Below are 18027 nucleotides of genomic sequence, written 5' to 3' on the forward strand. Positions count from 1 at the left end.
GAGTATCTTTTAAAGGAGCATGCCAGCGATCATCGCTGCACCGCCAATAAGAATACCACCAAGAACTATAGGTGTAACTTCCCTAATTGCTTGACCGCCGAACATTACTTTATAGCCTGCAACCATGATCGCACCAGTCATGATCAAGACACCAGCAGCACTCAGCCAACCATTCACAGTTGAAAAAAAGTTATCCACTTTGGTTAAGCCAGTTCCACCAGCAGCAAACAGAAAATTTGGGAAAAAGAATAAAAACAGAAAAGCAGAAAACTGCTTGAAATATGAGATTGAAGTAGAGCTAGATTTTAGAAAGCGATTTTTATTCTCTCTCTCTCTCTCTCTCGACGATTAGAGCGGAAATGTTGTTTGTCATTTTATGTCTCCTTTTAAATATTGACACGCAAGTGTAACATATTTTTGCAGAAAATGATATAAAAATATGAAAACTCTAATCAATTTTTTATAAGTAGCCTACAATTCATCCTAGAGCATAGCTAATTTTTTTGAAATTTTGATTTTATGATTTGCAAAGCATTAAAAAACCGATAAAAAACCCATCAAGACGATATTTCAAAGTATTTTTTATCTTTTAGTAATATATTTTTTGCTTAAATGCTCTCTAAGCACCTAAAAATAGACTTTTTTAAGTTAAAAAACCAGTAAAAAACCGAAGAAATAGCATTAAAAAAACGATATAAATTTTTAAAAAACCGAACCTTTTACTGATGCTTTATATCGTATGACTTTAAGATATTAACTTTTAAACAAATTGAACTAGATTGTTTAGGTAATCTGCATACCATTGCATTAAAATTCTATTTTGATCAATAGTTGCTGTCTGTCTTTCGTAGGCATATTTAACTGCATTGCTTTCTGTGTGCGCTAGAGCATTTTCTATTGTTTTTTCGCTTATGCCCAATTGTGTCAGATCCGTAAGATGTAAAGAGCAAATTGTTTTAAACGTGGCTCTAAAACCATGAGCAGAAGCTTTAGAATTATATTTTTCTCTGCCACCTATATTTCTTATGGCATTACTAATGCTATCTCTGTTAATATGACCTGTTTTTGTAAGAGACGGAAATACAAAATTACTTTCTAATGGTGTATATTGTTTTTGCTCTAGTAAAACTGATAAAGCTTGCTTTGAGAGTGTTATTTGGTGTGCATGCCTCATTTTCATTTGGATAGGCGGAATAGTCCAAATTCCTTTTTTAAGATCTATATCTTTCCATTCAGCACTTACGGTGTTAATGGGACGATTAACGCATAAAATTTGGAGCATTACGGCTCTTTTGACTTGTAGATCTAATTTGCTGTCATTTCGTAAATCAGTCAAAAACTCCTTTAACTCATTTTCATCTGTAATAGCTGGGTATCTTGTGTCGATGCCATTTCTAAGGCTAAAGCTGTTGGAAGTTGGAAATTCATCGTGTAAAGCCTTGCAAGGGTTATAATCTATATATCTATCTTTAATGGCATTTTCATATAGCGAATTTAGCGTATTTATAATTCTGTGTATAGTCTCAAGTCTTGATTTCTTTGGATTATATGGATTAAATAATGGTGTTAATATGGTTTTTAGATCATTAAAATTTATATCTTTAATATCAACATTACCAAATTTAGGCAAGATGTATTTTTTTATCCTAGATTTAATTTTATCTATATAAACCTTGTCTAGCAGGTCTATTTTCTCTTTTTTGTCAATATATCTATCAAATAGCTCTGAAATTCGATATTTATCTTTGGATCTTACAAAACCACTTTCAAATTTTCTTATAATTTCTATCGCATCTCTTCTTGCCTCAGCAACTGAGTAAATTCCCTCCCTAAACTCTTTCAATTTAAAATGTGTAGTGTTTTTATATTGTATAAAAAATGTTTTCATACCACTTGGATACACTTTTATATAAAGTTCTTTTGGGTTGCCCACAGCCTTTTTATATACTTTATTGGCTGGCAACATTGCCCTTATATCTTTATCAAACAAATTTGCGGTAGAAACTCTTGGCATCTTTTACTCCTTTTTTAAAAGTTACCTTTATGCAGTAAGAATTACCTTATATGTAACTAGAATTATCTGGAAGTAATTGTATATAAAAAAGAAGTAAAAAGAATTAGATAGCTACTTTTAGCCCATGAAATCGGAATTATAAAGAAATAAAAAGAATTAAAAAGAAGTAAAAAGAATTATAAAAAACATAAAATGGTGGGTTCACCAGGACTAGAACCTGGGACCATCCGGTTATGAGCCGGATGCTCTAACCAACTGAGCTATGAACCCACAGTTGAAAGAAAATCGTATTATACAAGAAAAAGCTTATCTAAATATAAAAAATAGCCTTTTTAATATGGTGTATAAAAACGAACAAATTTAAAAAGAAAAGCCCTAAAATAGGGCTTATAAATTATTTATAATTTTTTATTGCAGCGTCTAAAATCTCTTTTGCAGTGTTTGCATCTTTAAATTCTTTCACTTTAACCCATTTGTTTGGCTCAAGAATTTTATAAGTTTCAAAGAAATTTTTGATCTTATTTAGTGTCGCAGTTGGCAAGTCTTCGTAGCTTTTTATCGCTTCATATCTTGGATCGATCTTTGTAACTGGCACAGCCAAAAGCTTCTCATCCATGCCTGCTTCATCCTCCATCACCAAAACGCCTATCAAGCGGCAAGGGATGACGCTACCAGCTTGAAGAGGATACTCGTTTAGCACTAAAATATCAGCTGGATCGCCGTCAGCTGCAAGTGTGTTTGGCACAAAGCCGTAGTTTGCTGGGTAGAACATCGCTGAGTAAAGCACGCGATCAACTACGACTGCACCGCTATCTTTGTCGATCTCGTATTTGATATTTGAGCCATAAGGTATTTCGATTACGGCATTGATTTTGTCTGGGTTTGAGCCAAATTTGATCTTTGAAACGTCCATATATTCGTCCTTTTTATTAGAAATTTTGGTGATTTTAGTATTTTTTGCATTAAATATGCGTAAAATTTAACTACTTTATAACCTCTACGCTATCTACGTCGATCTTCGTTTTTGTGAAGTCTTTATCAACCTCGCCTCTTATTCTTAAAAGCGTATCTTCGTTGGCTGTTACATTGCCCCATTTTTTGTCGCCTATCTCAACTACGATAATGTCGCCATTTTTATCAACAAATTCATATTTGTCTGATTTGATGTGTGACTTTATCTTGCCCTAAAGTACGACTTTGGCGTCGTCATTTAGTTTTAAAGCCTCTTTTACGCTTATAGAATTTTCGCTTGAGTGTTTTGAGACAAAGCCTCCAGCTATTGCGATGCTAGCAGCTAGTGAAGCGATGATGAATTTTTTCATTTTTATCCTTTTTGGTTGGTTGTTAAATTTAAAGGATATTACATTTTTGGTGTTAATAAATGGTAAGTTTTAAAACCTTGCACCTTTTGATGCAAGGTCTGTGAGTTATATAAGTTTAGCTAGTAAATTTTTGATGTCAGCTACGATCTCGTCGATGCCGCGTTCGCCATTTACTACGTGAAGTAGCTCTTTTTCGCTGTAAAACTTGCGGATAGGCTTGATCGGATCAAGATATACTTTCATGCGGTTGTTAAAGACTTCGTTGTTATCATCAGCGCCTCTTGCACGGCCAAGCACTCTAGCTCTTGCCACATCTTCGCTAACATCCACTTCGATGACGCCTTTTAAAGAAATTTCATCTTGCTCGCTTAAGACTTTGTCAAGCTCAGTCATTTGCTCAATGCTTCTTGGGTAGCCGTCGATTATGATGTTTGATTTGCTTGAGCTTTTGATAGCTGAGACGATCGCATTTACGACAACGTCAAGTGGGACTAAATTTCCTTTTGAGATAAAGCCGTCTATCAGTTTGCCAAGCTCGCTACCACTTGCGACTTCAGCTCTTAAAAGATCGCCAGTTGAAAAGTGTGCAAATTTCTCATCATGCTGTGCGATGATCGATGCGTCTGTTGTTTTGCCGCTGCCTGGAGCGCCGATGATTAAAAATAAATTTTTCATTTTTTCCCTTTTATTGCCTTTGTCTTTTGAGCGCTTTTTGCGGAGCTAGTAAAATTTAGCTTGATGAACTAAGTGTTCTATCTGCGCAAAATTTTACGTCGCAACCACAAAAATCATCTCAAACTACTTAGGCAAGTTTTAATTTAATTAGCCGCCAAGTTGGAGGCATCTTTTTATAAATTTAAATTTAGGATGGAATTTTGTCTAAGAAAAATATTTAAAGACAAAATTCCATCTCTTTTTAAAGGCAAATTTTAAGCCTTTTGCTCTTTTTCTCTTATCCTTAGTCCTAGCTCCCTAAGCTGTTCGTTGCTAGCGTAGCTTGGCGCCTTTGTGAGTGGGCACTGAGCGCGCTGTGTTTTAGGGAAGGCTATGACATCACGGATCGAGCTTGCTTTATTTACAAGCATATTTAGCCTATCAAAGCCAATCGCAATACCGCCATGTGGAGGCGCACCAAATGTCAAGGCATCAAGCAAGAAGCCAAATTTCTCACGCTGCTCGGCTTCATCTATGCCAAGAAGCTTAAAGACCTTTTGTTGAATGTCATTTTTATGAATTCTTATACTTCCGCCGCCAAGCTCAAAGCCGTTTAGTACGACGTCGTGAGCGATAGAGAGGATATCTTCAAGATCAGGCTCATCTATATTTTTTGGCATAGTAAATGGATGGTGCATCGCAGAGTAGCTGCCATCGTCATTTTGCTCAAACATTGGGAAGTCAAGTACCCATAAGAACTCAAGTCTGTCTTGATCGATGATGCCCATTTGTTCTGCTAGGAAAATTCTAAATCGTCCCATATAATCAAGTACGATCTTTTTCTTGCCAGCGCCAAAGAATACTACGTCACCAACTTTTAGCTCGCATCTTGAGACGATCTCGTCAAGATCGCTTTGCTCGAAAAATTTACAAAGTGGGCCTTTTAAGCCATCTTCTTTCATCTGGAAGTAGCCAAGACCTTGTGCGCCAAATTTACGGACGAATTCCTCAAATCTATTCATCTCGCGCTTGCTAAAGATATTGTCACCATTTGGTACTTTTAGCGCTTTTATGCGGTTTTTCTTCTTATCTTTTGCGATAGAGCTAAAAATTTCATTGCTTGAGCGCTCGAAAATATCGATCACATCGATCATTTTTAGATCATATCTAAGATCAGGCTTGTCTGAGCCGTAAGTTTCAGTCGCCTCTTTGTAGCTCATGCGTCTAAATGGCGTTTTGATGTCGTATCCGCAGGCTTTAAAGATATCTTTTAGCATCGTCTCAGCCATATTTATGATATCTTCTTGCTCGACAAAGCTCATTTCGATATCTATTTGAGTAAATTCTGGTTGGCGATCAGCCCTTAGATCCTCATCGCGGAAGCATTTTGCTATCTGAAAATACTTATCAAAGCCAGAACACATCAAAAGTTGCTTAAATAGCTGTGGGCTTTGTGGGAGTGCGTAAAATTGGCCTGGATATACGCGGCTTGGTACTAAGTAGTCTCTCGCACCTTCTGGAGTTGCGCGTGTTAAAACTGGAGTTTCAAACTCGATAAAGCCCATTTTATCTAGGCTGTTTCTAGCTGCGATCGCCGCGCGAGAACGCATTTTAAAGATATTTTGCAAACGCTCGCTTCTAAGGTCTAAAAAGCGGTATTTTAGCCTGATGTCCTCATTTACGCTCTCATCACCTATCATAAATGGTAGTGGCTCGCTTGGATTTTCGATGATAAGCTCGCTTACTATCACCTCTATCTCGCCAGTTTTTAGCTTTGGATTGGTTAGTCCTTCTCCCCTAGCTCTTACTTTTCCTTTTGCTTTTAAGACATATTCATCTCTTACTTTTGCAGCCACGTCGTGTGCTTCTTTGCTGTCAGCAGGGTCACAAACTAGTTGTATAAGCCCGCTAACGTCTCTTAAGTCGATGAAAACAACGCCGCCGTGGTCTCTATATGTGTTTGCCCAGCCACAAAGTATTACTTCTTTGCCGATATCAGCTTTGCTAAGATCGGTGCAATAATGACTTCGCATAAAATGCTCCTTTGCAATGTTTTTTAGGCAATTATAATCGCTTTTTTCTTTTGAAAAGCTTTGTTAAAATAAAATATGTTACAATCATTTCTATGAAAAATGAACAAAAATTTAATACCACAAACGCCAAAAAAGTGGGACTTATCGCGAAAGATTACCCATTATTTAAGCAGGATTTAGCAAAGCTAGAAAAAATTTTAAAAAAGTATAACGCTGAAATTTTGCTTGAAAAAAACTGTGCAAAACAGGTGGAAAAAAGTGGCTTTGAGCTGATAAAACTAGCCAAAGAGTGCGAATTTCTTATCACGCTTGGCGGCGATGGCACGATCATCTCAACTTGCAGAAAGCTAGCTCACATCTCGCCACTCATCCTTGGCATACACGCTGGTAGGCTCGGCTTTTTGACAGATATCACGATAAATGAGAGTGAGAAGTTTTTTAAAGACTTTTTTGATGATAAATTTGAGGTGGAAACGCCTTTTATGCTTGATGTTACGCTTCATAAAAATGATGGCAAATGTGATCAAAAGATAGCATTTAACGACGCAGTCATCGTTAGTAAAAATGGCGGCTCGATGACGCATATCGAGGCACTTTTAAATGAAAAGTATTTTAACTCATATTTTGGAGACGGCGTCATAGTGGCGACACCTGCTGGCACAACGGCATATAATATGAGCGCAAATGGCCCTATCATCTATCCGCTAAGCGAGGTCTTTGCGATAACTCCCATCTGCTCGCACTCGCTCACGCAGCGTCCAGTCGTGCTTACGAAAAATCACACGGTCAAATTTAGAACAAAAAGCGACGCCATTTTAGTAATAGACGGTCAAGACCGCTTTGATATGAGTAAAATTTCAGCCGTTAGCATGAGCCTGAGCGACAAAAAAGCCAGGCTGATACGCCATATCGGCAGGGATTATTTTCAAATTTTAAAAGAGAAACTTCACTGGGGTTATAATGATTGATCGAATTTTGATTAAGGATTATCTAAATTTTAAAAATGTCGAGCTAAATTTCAAAGAGGGTCTTAGCGTATTTACGGGCGTTAGTGGCGCTGGTAAGTCGGTGCTAATGAGCGCTATAATGGCTGTTTTTGGGCTAAAAGATAGCGAAGCAAGGCTAATAGAAGCTGACGTGGAGCATAAATTTGAGCTTGATGAGTTTGGCATAGAAAACGAAGAGGTCAATATTTTCAAGCTTTTAAAAGATAAGAGCACGAGGTATTTTATAAACCAACAAGCCATCTCAAAGAAAAATTTAGCCCAAGTGGCGCGCGAGCACATCAAATATCTCTCGGCAAAAGAGGCAAATGAATTTGAAAATGAGAAATTTCTAAATTTGCTTGATAGGCTTGAAATTTCAAAAAATGAGAAATTTAAAGAGATAAAGCAGGAATTTGAAGAGGTGTTTTTGGAATTTTCTAAAATTTCAAAAGAGCTAGCGACTATAAAAGAGGAAGAGAAAAAGGTCGAGGAGTTAAAGGAGCTTGCTAGCTTTGAGATCGAGAAGATAAGAAGTGTTGGGCCTAAAAAAGGCGAGTTTGAAGAGCTTATGGAGACTAAAAAAAGGCTTAGCAAAAAAGATAAGATAAATGAGGCGTGGGCTAGAGCTGAGCGGATATTTGAGCTAGAGCACAGCGTAAATGAGGCGCTAAGCATCAGTGACCTTGATAGTGGCTTTTTTGAAGATGCGATGAACGAGCTAAGGGTCGCGCGCGATAGCCTAAATATGGAGGAGCTTGACGATATCGATGTGGAGAGCGTGCTTGATAGGATAGAAGCTCTTAATGCCATCATTAGGCGCTATGGCAGCGAGGAGGAGGCGTTAGAAGCGCTTGCTAAAAAGGAAAAAGAGCTTGCCAGATATGAAAATTTAAGCTTTGAAAAGAGCGAGCTTGAGAAGAAATTTGAAATTTTAAGCAAAAAGGCAAATGAGCTAGCCAGCACTTTAAGTAGGGCAAGGGGCGCAAATTTAAAAGAGCTTGAGGCGATGATAAATTTATACCTAAAAGAGCTTTATATGCCAGATATCACGCTAAAGATCGAGGGCAAAAAGCTTGATATTTTAGGCGCTGATGAAATTTGTTTAAATTTAAACGAGACCTCGCTTAAAAATTTAAGCTCAGGCGAGCTAAACCGCTTAAGGCTGGCCTTCATAGCTGCCTCTAGTGAGATCACAAAAACAGGTGGCGACGTCATCATTTTAGACGAAATAGATGCAAATTTAAGTGGAAAAGAGGCGATGAGTATCGCAAATGTCTTGCTTAAACTTGCAAATTTCTATCAAATTTTTGCCATTTCGCACCAGCCACAGCTTAGCTCAAAGGCAAATTCGCACTTTTTAGTAGAGCGCGACGGCGAGAGCTCAGTCGTAAGAGAGCTTGATAAAGATGAGCGAGTAAATGAGCTTGCACGTATGATAAGTGGCGAGCATATCAGCGAAGAGGCGATAAATTTTGCAAAAGGACTTTTAAAATAGCTTGAAATTTAAGTTTTAAATTTAAGCTTTGTGATTAGGTTTATTTGTTAAAATCCGAGCTAATTTAATAAAAAATCGCAGGAATAATATGGAAAGAATTCTAGTAGTTGATGATAATAAGGCACTTGCGAAGCTAATCGTCATGCAGATGGAAAAGAGCATTGAGGATATGGCGATCGACGTTGCTTATGATTTTGCCGAAGCCCAGATGCTAATTAGCGAGCACGGCAAAGATTATTTTATGACTATCTTGGATCTAAATTTACCTGACGCACCAAATGGCGAGATCGTTGATTATGTCCTTGCTCAAGGGCTCTGTGCTATCGTTTTAACTGGTAGTATCGATGATAAGACGAAAGAATTTTTTATAAACAAAGATATAGTTGATTACGTCTATAAGGGCAACATGGATGATATCAACTACATCTTTCAAATGATAAACAGACTAAGCAAAAATAGACAATACAAAGTTCTAGTCGTTGAGGATTCACTGCCTTTTAGAAATATGATAAAAAAAATCTTAACTAGCCTTCAGTTTAAGGTTTTAGCAGCAGCTCACGGGGAAGAGGCGATGAGCTATTTTGCTGATAACCCTGATATAAATTTAATCATAACTGACTATAGAATGCCTGTTAAAGATGGTTTAGAAGTCTTAAAAGAGGTGAGAAAAGAGAAAGACAAAAACCACCTTGGCGTGATCGTGATGACCTCGCCTAGCGAAAAGACTGATGCTTCGATATTTTTAAAAAATGGGGCTAGCGACTTTATAGCAAAGCCATTTTCAAAAGAAGAGCTCATTTGCCGTGTAAATAACACCATTGAGGCGATGGAGAATATAAATAAGATAGCAAATTTTGCCAACCGCGACTTTTTAACTGGCGCTTACAATAGAAGATTTTTCTATCAAGATATAGAAGAGTATGTCCAAGCAGCTGAAGAGCTTGATGAGCCTTATGCATTTGCTATGCTTGATATAGATCACTTTAAAAAGATAAATGACACATACGGACATGATGGTGGCGACAAGATACTAAAATCACTCGCAAAGATACTAACTGACAACACAAAAGGAAGAGATGTGGTCGCTAGGTTTGGTGGCGAGGAGTTTTGTGTCGTTCTTAAAAAGATAGCAAAAGAAGAGGCGATTAAATTTTTTGTAAATTTAAGAGCAAAAGTGGCTGAAAATGAGGTAATTATAAAAGATAAGATCGTAAGAGTGACTGTCTCTATCGGTATATCTTTTGGAAAAGGTCACTGCGAGATAGATGATATGCTCGAAGCTTGCGACTCAGCGCTTTATGTCGCAAAAGAAAATGGTAGAAATAGGGTAGAAATAGCTTTATGATTATAGATACGCATTGTCATTTGGATAGTAAAGTTTATGATTTTGACCTAGAGCAAATTTTATCTGAAGCCAGAAATTTAGGGCTAAAAGGCTTTATTATCCCTGGAGCTGATATTAATGATTTACCAAAAGCGGCTAAAATAGCGCACGAAAAAAATGACATTTTCTTTGCCGTTGGAGTTCATCCATATGATAAAGAGAATTTTGATATTGAAACTTTAAGAGAATTTGCCAAAGATAAAAAGTGCGTAGCTATCGGTGAATGTGGGCTTGACTACTACCGCTTGCCAAAAGATGAAGACGAAAAGCTAAGAGAGAAAGTTGATCAAAAACGTGTTTTTCTAGCTCAACTTGATTTGGCTGTTGAGTTAAAAAAACCCGTTATCCTCCACATCAGAGAGGCTAATGAGGACTCTTTTAACATTTTAAAAGAGTATGCGCCAAAGCTTGAAGCTGGAGCGGTTTTGCATTGTTATAATGCTTCGCCACTTCTTTTAGAGCTTTGTAAATTTGGGAATTTTTACTTTGGCATAGGTGGCGTTTTGACATTTAAAAACGCTAAGAATTTAGTTGAAATTCTGCCAAAAATTCCTTTTGATAGGGTATTGATAGAGACTGACGCTCCATATCTTACGCCAGAACCAAATCGTGGCAAGAGAAATGAGCCGGCGTTTACGACATTTGTTGCTAAAAAGATAGCTGAAATTTTAAACCTTGAATTTGAAGTAGTTTGCAAAACGACTTCAAATAATGCCAAAAGGTTATTTAAGTGCTTTGCCTAAATTTTGGGCATTGTGCTTGCTTAAGATGCTAGCATCATTAAGCTTTGACACGAAAAAGGATAGAAATGAAAGCAATGCTTAAGATATTTTTATTATTTGCATGTAGCACCTTGCTACTAGCAAACGCCCCTGAGAAGAGCTCTTATGACACTCAGGTTAAAATTTTAAAAGAGCTAGACATCGATGCTAGCTTTATGAAAACTTCTCACTATGCAAAGATGAGACAAGGCATACAAAACTCACAGGTAAGAACATTTACAGATGCCTTGAAAAACGGCTATATGTATATACCAATGATTAAAGAGCAGATCAAAAAATCAGGCGTGCCTGAGTCATTTTTCTACCTAGCGATGATAGAGTCAGGCTTTTCAAATCACACTGTCTCAAATGCTAAAGCTACTGGTATGTGGCAATTTATGGAGCAAACAGCAAAAATTCACGGCCTAAAAGTAGGACAATACACCGATGAGAGAAAAGATCCAGTCGAATCAACTGTCGCAGCTACAAATTATCTAAGATCACTTAAAAATCAATTTGGCAAATGGTACTTGGCGGCAATGGCATATAACTGCGGCGATGGTGCATTAAAAAAAGCTATACAAAAAGCTGGCACAGACGATCTTGTAACACTTCTTGATGCTGAGAAAAAATACCTCCCAGCTGAGACTAGAAATTTTATCATTAAAATTTTAAGAGCGGCATATATTGCAAAAGATGCGGACTTTTTGATATCTAAAGAGTCGTCTTTACTAAACATAAATGGCGGATTAAGACTTACGAAAGTAAAAGTGCCAGGCGGTACAAATTTAGCTCAGATAGGCGACAGTATCGGTCTTAGCACAAAAAAGATGAAAAGCAATAATCCACATTTAAAATTTGTATTTACTCCTCCAACTTTAAAAGATTATTACGTTTATATCCCTGAAAATAAAAAGCAACTTTTCTCAGATAATTTCAAACCATTTAATGGCAAAAATAACTTCTATGCATATACAGTAAAAAAAGGCGAGACCTTGCTCTCTATCTCTAAAAAAACAGGCGTTAGCCACAGAGCGATCAAGGACTACAACGAGCTTAGCACAAATGCAGTAAGCTATAATCAAAAACTAATCATCCCTTTTTCTACTCAAAACAAATCTCACAACTATGTAGTTCAAACAGGCGATACGATCGCATCTTTATCAAAGAAATTTAATGTAAGCGAAAAAGATCTAAAAGATGCAAATTCTTTGGCTAGTTCAAATTTAAATGTCGGAGCAAATATTGTCATACCGTAAGAGCCTAAATTTCTACTTAGGACTAAGTTTTACACTTCTAATCACTGGCTGTTCTTGGAGTGGGGCTCCATTTACTCCAAGTGGCCCAACTAATGTAAGAGGTAACAACTCCGCCTCAGTTCAAAAAGCAACAATGAGACCATACACCATAAATGGCAAAACCTACTACCCAACCGTCGTAAGTGTCGGCGATAAGGCTAGCGGAACGGCAAGCTGGTATGGTCCAAATTTTCACGGCAAAACGACCTCAAATGGCGAAGTTTATAATATGTATAATATGACTGCGGCGCATAAGACTTTGCCGATGAATACAATACTTAAAGTAACAAATTTAAGAAATCAAAAAAGTGTTATCGTGCGTGTAAATGATAGAGGACCTTTTGTAGCTGACAGGGTGCTTGATCTTTCAAAAGCAGCTGCGATGAAGCTTGATGTCATCGGTACTGGCACAGCTCCAGTTAGTATGGAGGTTATCGGCTTTAATGAAGACATTAACGCTGTTACAACCGCTAGCGCGCAACCAACAAAACCAACAAGCACTGGCATAAAAGTGCCAAATCCAGTCTCTCCAACGGCCCCAGTTGGCGGCATCGTGATCTCATCAGAGCAACGCGTTGTGGGTGGAGATTTTATGGTACAAATTGGCTCGTTTAAAAACCTTGAAGGCGCAAACAGATACCAAAGAGAGCACAAAAGCATAGATGGTTATAGATCAGTCGTTAAGACATTTACGATAGATGGCTCAACCATTTATAGGGTATTTTTAAATGGCTTTAGAAGCGAGGACGAGGCTAGGGATTACGCAAGAAGCGGTAAATTCCAAGGCGCATTTATAGTAAGAGGCTAGGGCGTGAGAGAGGAAATTTTAGAACTAACTAGAAACACAAAAGAGACGCAAATTTCGGTGAAGCTTAAAATTTACGGCTCTGGGGTAGCAAAGATAAGCACAGGTATTGGCTTTTTTGACCATATGCTTGAAGCTTTTACCAAGCACTCTTTGCTTGATCTTGAAATTTCATGCAAGGGCGACACGCATGTGGATTTTCACCACAGTGTCGAGGATGTTGGCATAGTTTTGGGACAGCTTTTAAAAGAAGCTTTGTATCCATTAAGCGGTGTTGAGAGATTTGGCGAGGCGAGCGTTGTTATGGATGAGGCGGCTGTTTTTTGCGCGATAGATATTAGTAACAGAGCCTACCTTGTATATGAAAATTTTAATGAAAATGCCAAAGTTGGTGAGTTTGACACTGAGCTTGTGGAAGAGTTTTTTAGAGCAGTTGCTATAAATTCAGCCATCACCCTTCATCTAAATCAAATTCGTGGCAAAAATACTCACCACATCATTGAGGCAACGTTTAAATCATTTGCCGTCGCACTCCGCAGAGCGCTTGCTAAAAATGCAAGGATCGGCACTCCAAGCACTAAGGGCGTTTTATGATAGAGATTATTTTTTTAGACGTTGATGGGTGCCTCACTGATGGCAAGATCATCTACAATGCAAATGGCGAAGAGCTTAAATTTTTTGATGTAAAAGATGGCTACGCGATAGAGAGCTGGCTAAAGCTTGGTAAGAAAGTGGCTATCATCACTGGCAGAAAGTCAGCTATCGTTGAGCGAAGAGCTGAGGATCTAAAGATAAATCACGTCTATCAAGGCGTTGGCGATAAATTTGAGGTAGCAAGCGAGATACTAAAATTTGAAGGGCTTAGCTTTAAAAACGCAGCAGCCATCGGCGATGACTATAATGACTATAAAATTTTAGACGCAGTTGCATGGAGCTTTAAGCCAAAAGATGCCATTAAAGAGCTTGATGTAAAGACAAAGCTAAAGCACAAAGGCGGCAATGGTGCTGTTAGAGAGATGATCGAGATGATCATAAAATCAGAAAATTTATATGACGAGTGGTCTAAGCGTTGGTTGTAAAAATTTTCTACTTCGTCGTGGCTATTTTTAGTGCTGTGATGATATTTTTAGCGGCTCAAGACCCATACCTAGCAAACGTTCTAAAGGTTGATACCAAGATATCAAATATGCAGGTAAATGACGTGGTTGATTACGAGATAAACTCAACTAAGATAAGCGGAGTTTATGAAAGTGACGAGCTAAACAGATATAGTGACAGGGATGAATTTTTAGACTTTAAAGCGAGAATTTTAAGAGGGAATTTAAGACATTTTCTAAGCTCAGACAAGGCTATCTCGCAAAACGATGAGATAATCTTTCAAAAAAATGCAAACTATGAAAACAACGATAGTTTGAAATTTAAAAGCGATGAAGTTATATATAACACAAAGACAAAAATAGTAAGATCAGAGGCAAATTTCACCATCACTAGAAACGGCGACAAAGCACTAGGTGATAGTGGAAGCTATGATCTTGGTAAAAAACAAACGCAGATAAAAGGGTTAAGGGCATGGGTAGAAGAAAAGCAGCGATTTTAGCGATGATTTTGGGCTTTACATTTTTAAATGCAGAGCAAGTTGAGATCACTTCAAATGATTTTTTCGCAGATGAAAATAAGCAGATCAGCGAATTTGTAGGCAATGTAAATATCAAAAAAGGCTCATACGACGAGCTAAAAGCAAACAAAGTCGTTGTGCATTTTGATAAAAAGCGCCAGCCAGTAAAATACGTAGCAACAGGCAACGCTAGAGCTAAAATTTTTATGAAAGATAAGCACTATGACGGCAAGGGCGACACACTCACATACGAGCCTGCAAAGCAAACATACACAGTAACTGGCAACGGCTATTTGCACGAGGTAGAGACTGACAAAAATGTCTATGGCGACAAGATCGTAGTCAATCAAAAAGATGGCACATATAGTGTAAATAGTGACGAGAAAAAGCCGGTTAAATTTATCTTTCAGATCGAGGATAAAAGTAAGTGATAAGAGCTCTTGGCGCTAAATTTATCACTTCAAGCCCAAGCATAAAAGAGGCTCCAAGCTTTGTGACAAGCGAGGTGGTCTTTTTGGGCAGGTCAAATGTGGGTAAAAGTAGCCTCATAAACGCACTTGTAAATCAAAAAAATTTAGCCAAAAGCTCGTCCACTCCTGGTAAAACGCAGCTTATAAATTTCTTTGAGGCTGAGTTTTGTGAGGAAAAAGAAGAGGGCGAAAAAGAGAAATTTAAGCTCATCTTAGTCGATCTACCAGGCTTTGGCTACGCAAAAGTGGCAAAGTCAAAACACGATGAGTGGCGTAAAAATTTAGATGAGTTTTTGAAATTTAGAAGCGACATCAGACTTTTTATACATCTAATCGACGCTAGGCACTTTGACCTAGACATCGACGTAAACGTGGATACTTACTTAAAAAGCTTTTTAAGAGCTGATCAAAAAATCTTAAATTTATACACAAAAAGCGACAAGCTAAATCAAAGCCAAAAGAGTGCGATAATGAAATTTGACCCAAGCGGCATTTTGGTCTCGACACTCAGCAAAAGCGGCATCGACAAGGCACGGGAAGCTATCATAAACCACGCTCTTGGTAGGTAAAATGCAAACCATAAGCAGCTTAGACATTAAAATTTTTAAAGGCTTTTGGTGGGCCATTTTTTTGCTCTCTTACGAGATCGCAACTACGCAGTTTGGCTTCTTGCCGCCACTTATTGGCATTTTTTTTACATATATGATTTTGGAGTATTCAAGAAAACAAAAGCAGTATGATGAGTTTAAGCTTTCGTGGTATTTTTCGCTCATTTTCTTGGTCTTTGCCGAGCAAATTCACGGCTTTTATCTCTTTTCAACGATCATTGCATTTTTGCTATTTTACAACTTCGTGCTAGACTGGCTCTATACGACGATGAAGTGGCGAAACTGCCTGCTCATAATCTTTGTCGCCTCTGGCTATGTGCTAACTTTTCTTGTAAATAATCTTTTTGCCTACGTCTTAAACGAGCCAAATTTGACTTTTAGCGCAGAGTATCTCTTTTTCATAGCGCTTGAAAGTGTGCTTGCTATCGTGCTTTTTAGGGACAAAGTGCTATGAGGATGCGTATAGTTTTTGGCGTGATCGCTCTTTTTTGGATCATGCTTTTGGGGCGGATTTACCACCTAAGTGTAAATTCAAACACCTACTACAACGAGATCGCCGAGCAAAATGCGATAAAAACTATCTATATCCCGCCAGTTAGGGGCATCATCTTTGATGCGCACGACAAGCCTATGGCGGTCAATCGCTTAGGTTTTTCTATCTATGTAAAGCCACACCTTAGCGCAAACAAAAAGGTGAAAATTTTAGACGATGAGTTAGCCTACATCGGATCGCTATTTGGTGATCTAAACGTCACAAAGCTTAAAAATGAATATATAAAAAACGACTCAGCCTATAACCAAGACTTCATAAACGTGGTCGAATTTGTTGATTATGATAAATTTTTGCCATTTTTTGCGCCTCTTTCTCTGCGTGAAAATTTAGAGATAAGACCAGCTTCGAAGCGCCACTATCCATATAATGACCTGGCTTCTCACATCATCGGCTATGTCGGCAGAGCAAACCAAAAAGATATGGAAAATGACCCTTTAACAAAGCTAACAAACTATATCGGTAGAAGCGGCGTAGAGCGCTTTTATAACCCGATCTTACAAGGAATTCAAGGTTTTAAAAAGATCAAGGTAAATGCACTAAATGAGGAGATCGAGCAGGTGAGCTATCAAGCGCCACAAAGCCAAAACATAAAGCTTGCCGTCGATCTTGAACTGCAGCAGTTTGTCGCTGATGTCTTTGGCAAAGATGCAGGAAGCGTCATAGTTATGAGCCTAAAAGATGGCGCTATCATCGCTGCTGGAAGCTTTCCAGAGTATGATCTAAACCCATTTGTGCTTGGTATCAGCCAGGCTGAGTGGGAGGAGCTTGTAAAAAACGTCGATCACCCATTTACAAATAAGCTGATAAATGGCCTTTACCCGCCAGGATCTGTCGTAAAAATGGGTATGGCGCTTGCCTTTTTGGATAATGGCATGAGCAAATATGATAGCTTTTTTTGTAGTGGCTCGTATGAGCTTGGAGGGCGTAAATTTCGCTGCTGGAACTCGCATGGTCACGGCACGGTCAATATGAACACGGCCATTAGAGAGAGCTGTGATGACTATTTTTACAAGGGTAGCCAAAAGATAGGCATAGATGCCATTGTGCCGATACTTGAGCGCATGGGCTTTGGTAGGAAAACGGAGGTTGATTTGCCAAATGAATTTGTGGGGACCTTGCCAAGTAGGGAGTGGAAGATGAGGAAGTATGGCAAGGCGTGGTTTCAAGGTGAGACGCTCATCACCTCTATAGGACAGGGAAATTTTCTAGTCACGCCTATGCAGGTGGCTAAATACACAGCTGGCCTTGCAACTGGGTTAAATGTGACGCCACATTTTTTAAAGAGCATCGATGGCAAGGATGTTGATTTTACGCCAACAGATGATGCTTTTACGCCGTTTGAGAAGTCGCAGCTACCTGCCATTAGACATGCGATGTATGAGGTTGCAAATCACCCAAGAGGCACGGCAAATAGGCACTTTGTGGGAAGTCTTGTAAAGGTTGCGGCAAAGACTGGAACAGCCCAGGTCGTTGGTATCTCGCAAACTGAAAAGAAGCGTATGAAAGAAGAAGATATGGCGTATCTGCAAAGATCTCACGCGTGGATGACGACCTATGCGCCTTTTGAGGATCCACAATACGTCATCACAATGGTTGTCGAACACGGTGGTCACGGTGGTAGCGCTGCTGGACCAAAAATCTCTCAAATTTATAACAAGCTAGTTGAAATGAGATATATAAAGCTAGATAAAGTCCAGACTGAGAAAGATAAAAAATAGACATTTTAGCAAGTAGAGGTGAGCTCTAAAATTTTTAAGAATATATGTAAAATTTTAGAGCCAAATAAACTCTAAATTTACGAGTAAGTTTTTGAGTATATTCTTTTTTGGATTTTGCTTTGCAAGCTACAAACAGAATGCAATTTAAGCTCTCTCTTGTCTCCCTTTTTAATAAAAATTTTAGAATTCAAAGTTTTTTCTGTGAAAATAATATAAAATTTTTATTATTGCAAATTTTAAAATTCCATTCACCCCTAAGAATTGACTACTAAAATTTGGCTTCGCTTGCAGCTTGGTTCAAATTTTAAAAC

The 18027-nt window shown here is 38.2% G+C and carries 20 protein-coding genes and 1 tRNA gene; 13 read left to right on the forward strand and 8 right to left on the reverse strand.

All coding sequences use genetic code 11. The annotated features are described in order from the left end of the window. Positions 1-9: 9 nt before the first annotated feature. The 8 genes from CYP77_RS07845 to aspS form a co-directional block, all read right to left on the reverse strand. Positions 10-288 (reverse strand): TrbC/VirB2 family protein, encoded by a 279-nt coding sequence (locus CYP77_RS07845; protein ID WP_103568014.1) that lies wholly within the window; start codon positions 286-288, stop codon positions 10-12. Positions 289-760: 472 nt separating this feature from the next. Then, entirely contained in the window at positions 761-2014 is a 1254-nt protein-coding gene (locus CYP77_RS07850) for a tyrosine-type recombinase/integrase (protein ID WP_103568013.1), read from the reverse strand. Positions 2015-2207: 193 nt separating this feature from the next. Next, positions 2208-2284, reverse strand: a tRNA-Ile gene (locus CYP77_RS07855). A 124-nt stretch (positions 2285-2408) separates the two neighbouring features. Beyond that, complete coding sequence (ppa, locus tag CYP77_RS07860) at positions 2409-2927, reverse strand: inorganic diphosphatase (protein ID WP_087580967.1); 519 nt, start codon at positions 2925-2927, stop codon at positions 2409-2411. Between the two features lie 70 nt (positions 2928-2997). Further along, positions 2998-3192, reverse strand: coding sequence for a NirD/YgiW/YdeI family stress tolerance protein (locus CYP77_RS10280; RefSeq protein WP_315969880.1), 195 nt, complete (start codon positions 3190-3192; stop codon positions 2998-3000). Positions 3193-3198: 6 nt separating this feature from the next. Then, positions 3199-3336 carry a hypothetical protein gene (locus CYP77_RS10285; protein WP_343219202.1) on the reverse strand — a complete coding sequence of 46 codons (138 nt, stop codon included), beginning with the start codon at positions 3334-3336 and terminating at the stop codon, positions 3199-3201. 105 nt (positions 3337-3441) lie between these two features. Further along, positions 3442-4011: an adenylate kinase gene (locus tag CYP77_RS07870; RefSeq protein WP_103568012.1), complete on the reverse strand. Its 570-nt coding sequence runs from the start codon at positions 4009-4011 to the stop codon at positions 3442-3444. A 254-nt stretch (positions 4012-4265) separates the two neighbouring features. Beyond that, entirely contained in the window at positions 4266-6023 is a 1758-nt protein-coding gene (gene aspS / locus CYP77_RS07875) for an aspartate--tRNA ligase (RefSeq protein WP_009294191.1), read from the reverse strand. 92 nt (positions 6024-6115) lie between these two features. Here aspS and CYP77_RS07880 point away from each other — a divergent pair, with 92 nt between their 5' ends. The 13 genes from CYP77_RS07880 (at position 6116) to mrdA (ending at position 17716) form a co-directional block, all read left to right on the forward strand. Further along, positions 6116-6991, forward strand: a complete 876-nt coding sequence (locus CYP77_RS07880) for an NAD(+) kinase (RefSeq protein ID WP_103568045.1) — start codon at positions 6116-6118, stop codon at positions 6989-6991. After that, positions 6984-8504, forward strand: coding sequence for an AAA family ATPase (locus CYP77_RS07885; RefSeq protein WP_181001476.1), 1521 nt, complete (start codon positions 6984-6986; stop codon positions 8502-8504). The genes CYP77_RS07880 and CYP77_RS07885 overlap by 8 nt, the downstream gene beginning before the upstream one ends. Before the next feature lie 88 nt (positions 8505-8592). After that, positions 8593-9849, forward strand: coding sequence for a diguanylate cyclase (locus tag CYP77_RS07890; RefSeq protein ID WP_103568011.1), 1257 nt, complete (start codon positions 8593-8595; stop codon positions 9847-9849). After that, the gene (locus CYP77_RS07895) at positions 9846-10631 is read left to right on the forward strand and encodes a TatD family hydrolase (RefSeq protein ID WP_103568010.1); all 786 of its coding nucleotides are present in this window, start codon (positions 9846-9848) and stop codon (positions 10629-10631) included. Before CYP77_RS07890 ends, CYP77_RS07895 begins: the two co-directional genes overlap by 4 nt. A gap of 65 nt (positions 10632-10696) precedes the next feature. Next, positions 10697-11908, forward strand: coding sequence for a lytic transglycosylase domain-containing protein (locus CYP77_RS07900; protein ID WP_103568009.1), 1212 nt, complete (start codon positions 10697-10699; stop codon positions 11906-11908). Further along, on the forward strand, positions 11895-12755 hold the full coding sequence (locus tag CYP77_RS07905; protein ID WP_009294185.1) for a septal ring lytic transglycosylase RlpA family protein: 861 nt from the start codon (positions 11895-11897) through the stop codon (positions 12753-12755). The genes CYP77_RS07900 and CYP77_RS07905 overlap by 14 nt, the downstream gene beginning before the upstream one ends. 15 nt (positions 12756-12770) lie before the next feature. Next, on the forward strand, positions 12771-13346 hold the full coding sequence (gene hisB, locus CYP77_RS07910; RefSeq protein WP_181001477.1) for an imidazoleglycerol-phosphate dehydratase HisB: 576 nt from the start codon (positions 12771-12773) through the stop codon (positions 13344-13346). Continuing rightward, positions 13343-13831 carry a KdsC family phosphatase gene (locus CYP77_RS07915; protein ID WP_004317467.1) on the forward strand — a complete coding sequence of 163 codons (489 nt, stop codon included), beginning with the start codon at positions 13343-13345 and terminating at the stop codon, positions 13829-13831. Before hisB ends, CYP77_RS07915 begins: the two co-directional genes overlap by 4 nt. Next, on the forward strand, positions 13822-14349 hold the full coding sequence (gene lptC / locus CYP77_RS07920; protein WP_021086384.1) for an LPS export ABC transporter periplasmic protein LptC: 528 nt from the start codon (positions 13822-13824) through the stop codon (positions 14347-14349). The genes CYP77_RS07915 and lptC overlap by 10 nt, the downstream gene beginning before the upstream one ends. Continuing rightward, complete coding sequence (gene lptA / locus CYP77_RS07925) at positions 14322-14798, forward strand: lipopolysaccharide transport periplasmic protein LptA (RefSeq protein ID WP_103568007.1); 477 nt, start codon at positions 14322-14324, stop codon at positions 14796-14798. Before lptC ends, lptA begins: the two co-directional genes overlap by 28 nt. Beyond that, positions 14795-15406 carry a ribosome biogenesis GTP-binding protein YihA/YsxC gene (yihA, locus tag CYP77_RS07930; RefSeq protein ID WP_103568006.1) on the forward strand — a complete coding sequence of 204 codons (612 nt, stop codon included), beginning with the start codon at positions 14795-14797 and terminating at the stop codon, positions 15404-15406. Before lptA ends, yihA begins: the two co-directional genes overlap by 4 nt. 1 nt (position 15407) lies before the next feature. After that, complete coding sequence (locus CYP77_RS07935) at positions 15408-15899, forward strand: hypothetical protein (RefSeq protein ID WP_103568005.1); 492 nt, start codon at positions 15408-15410, stop codon at positions 15897-15899. Next, positions 15896-17716: a penicillin-binding protein 2 gene (gene mrdA / locus CYP77_RS07940; RefSeq protein ID WP_103568004.1), complete on the forward strand. Its 1821-nt coding sequence runs from the start codon at positions 15896-15898 to the stop codon at positions 17714-17716. The genes CYP77_RS07935 and mrdA overlap by 4 nt, the downstream gene beginning before the upstream one ends. The last annotated feature ends 311 nt before the right edge of the window (positions 17717-18027 follow it).

The sequence above is a fragment of the Campylobacter concisus genome (assembly GCF_002913865.1).
Classification (GTDB): domain Bacteria; phylum Campylobacterota; class Campylobacteria; order Campylobacterales; family Campylobacteraceae; genus Campylobacter_A; species Campylobacter_A concisus_AM.

Bases quoted from the DNA above. Each gene is read 5' to 3' on its own strand.
- CYP77_RS07850 (WP_103568013.1), bottom strand. From the start codon at position 2,014: ATGCCAAGAGTTTCTACCGCAAATTTGTTTGATAAAGATATAAGGGCA.
- ppa (WP_087580967.1), bottom strand. From the start codon at position 2,927: ATGGACGTTTCAAAGATCAAATTTGGCTCAAACCCAGACAAAATCAAT.
- CYP77_RS10285 (WP_343219202.1), bottom strand. From the start codon at position 3,336: ATGAAAAAATTCATCATCGCTTCACTAGCTGCTAGCATCGCAATAGCT.
- CYP77_RS07870 (WP_103568012.1), bottom strand. From the start codon at position 4,011: ATGAAAAATTTATTTTTAATCATCGGCGCTCCAGGCAGCGGCAAAACA.
- aspS (WP_009294191.1), bottom strand. From the start codon at position 6,023: ATGCGAAGTCATTATTGCACCGATCTTAGCAAAGCTGATATCGGCAAA.
- CYP77_RS07880 (WP_103568045.1), top strand. From the start codon at position 6,116: ATGAAAAATGAACAAAAATTTAATACCACAAACGCCAAAAAAGTGGGA.
- CYP77_RS07885 (WP_181001476.1), top strand. From the start codon at position 6,984: ATGATTGATCGAATTTTGATTAAGGATTATCTAAATTTTAAAAATGTC.
- CYP77_RS07890 (WP_103568011.1), top strand. From the start codon at position 8,593: ATGGAAAGAATTCTAGTAGTTGATGATAATAAGGCACTTGCGAAGCTA.
- CYP77_RS07895 (WP_103568010.1), top strand. From the start codon at position 9,846: ATGATTATAGATACGCATTGTCATTTGGATAGTAAAGTTTATGATTTT.
- CYP77_RS07900 (WP_103568009.1), top strand. From the start codon at position 10,697: ATGAAAGCAATGCTTAAGATATTTTTATTATTTGCATGTAGCACCTTG.
- CYP77_RS07915 (WP_004317467.1), top strand. From the start codon at position 13,343: ATGATAGAGATTATTTTTTTAGACGTTGATGGGTGCCTCACTGATGGC.
- lptA (WP_103568007.1), top strand. From the start codon at position 14,322: ATGGGTAGAAGAAAAGCAGCGATTTTAGCGATGATTTTGGGCTTTACA.
- CYP77_RS07935 (WP_103568005.1), top strand. From the start codon at position 15,408: ATGCAAACCATAAGCAGCTTAGACATTAAAATTTTTAAAGGCTTTTGG.
- mrdA (WP_103568004.1), top strand. From the start codon at position 15,896: ATGAGGATGCGTATAGTTTTTGGCGTGATCGCTCTTTTTTGGATCATG.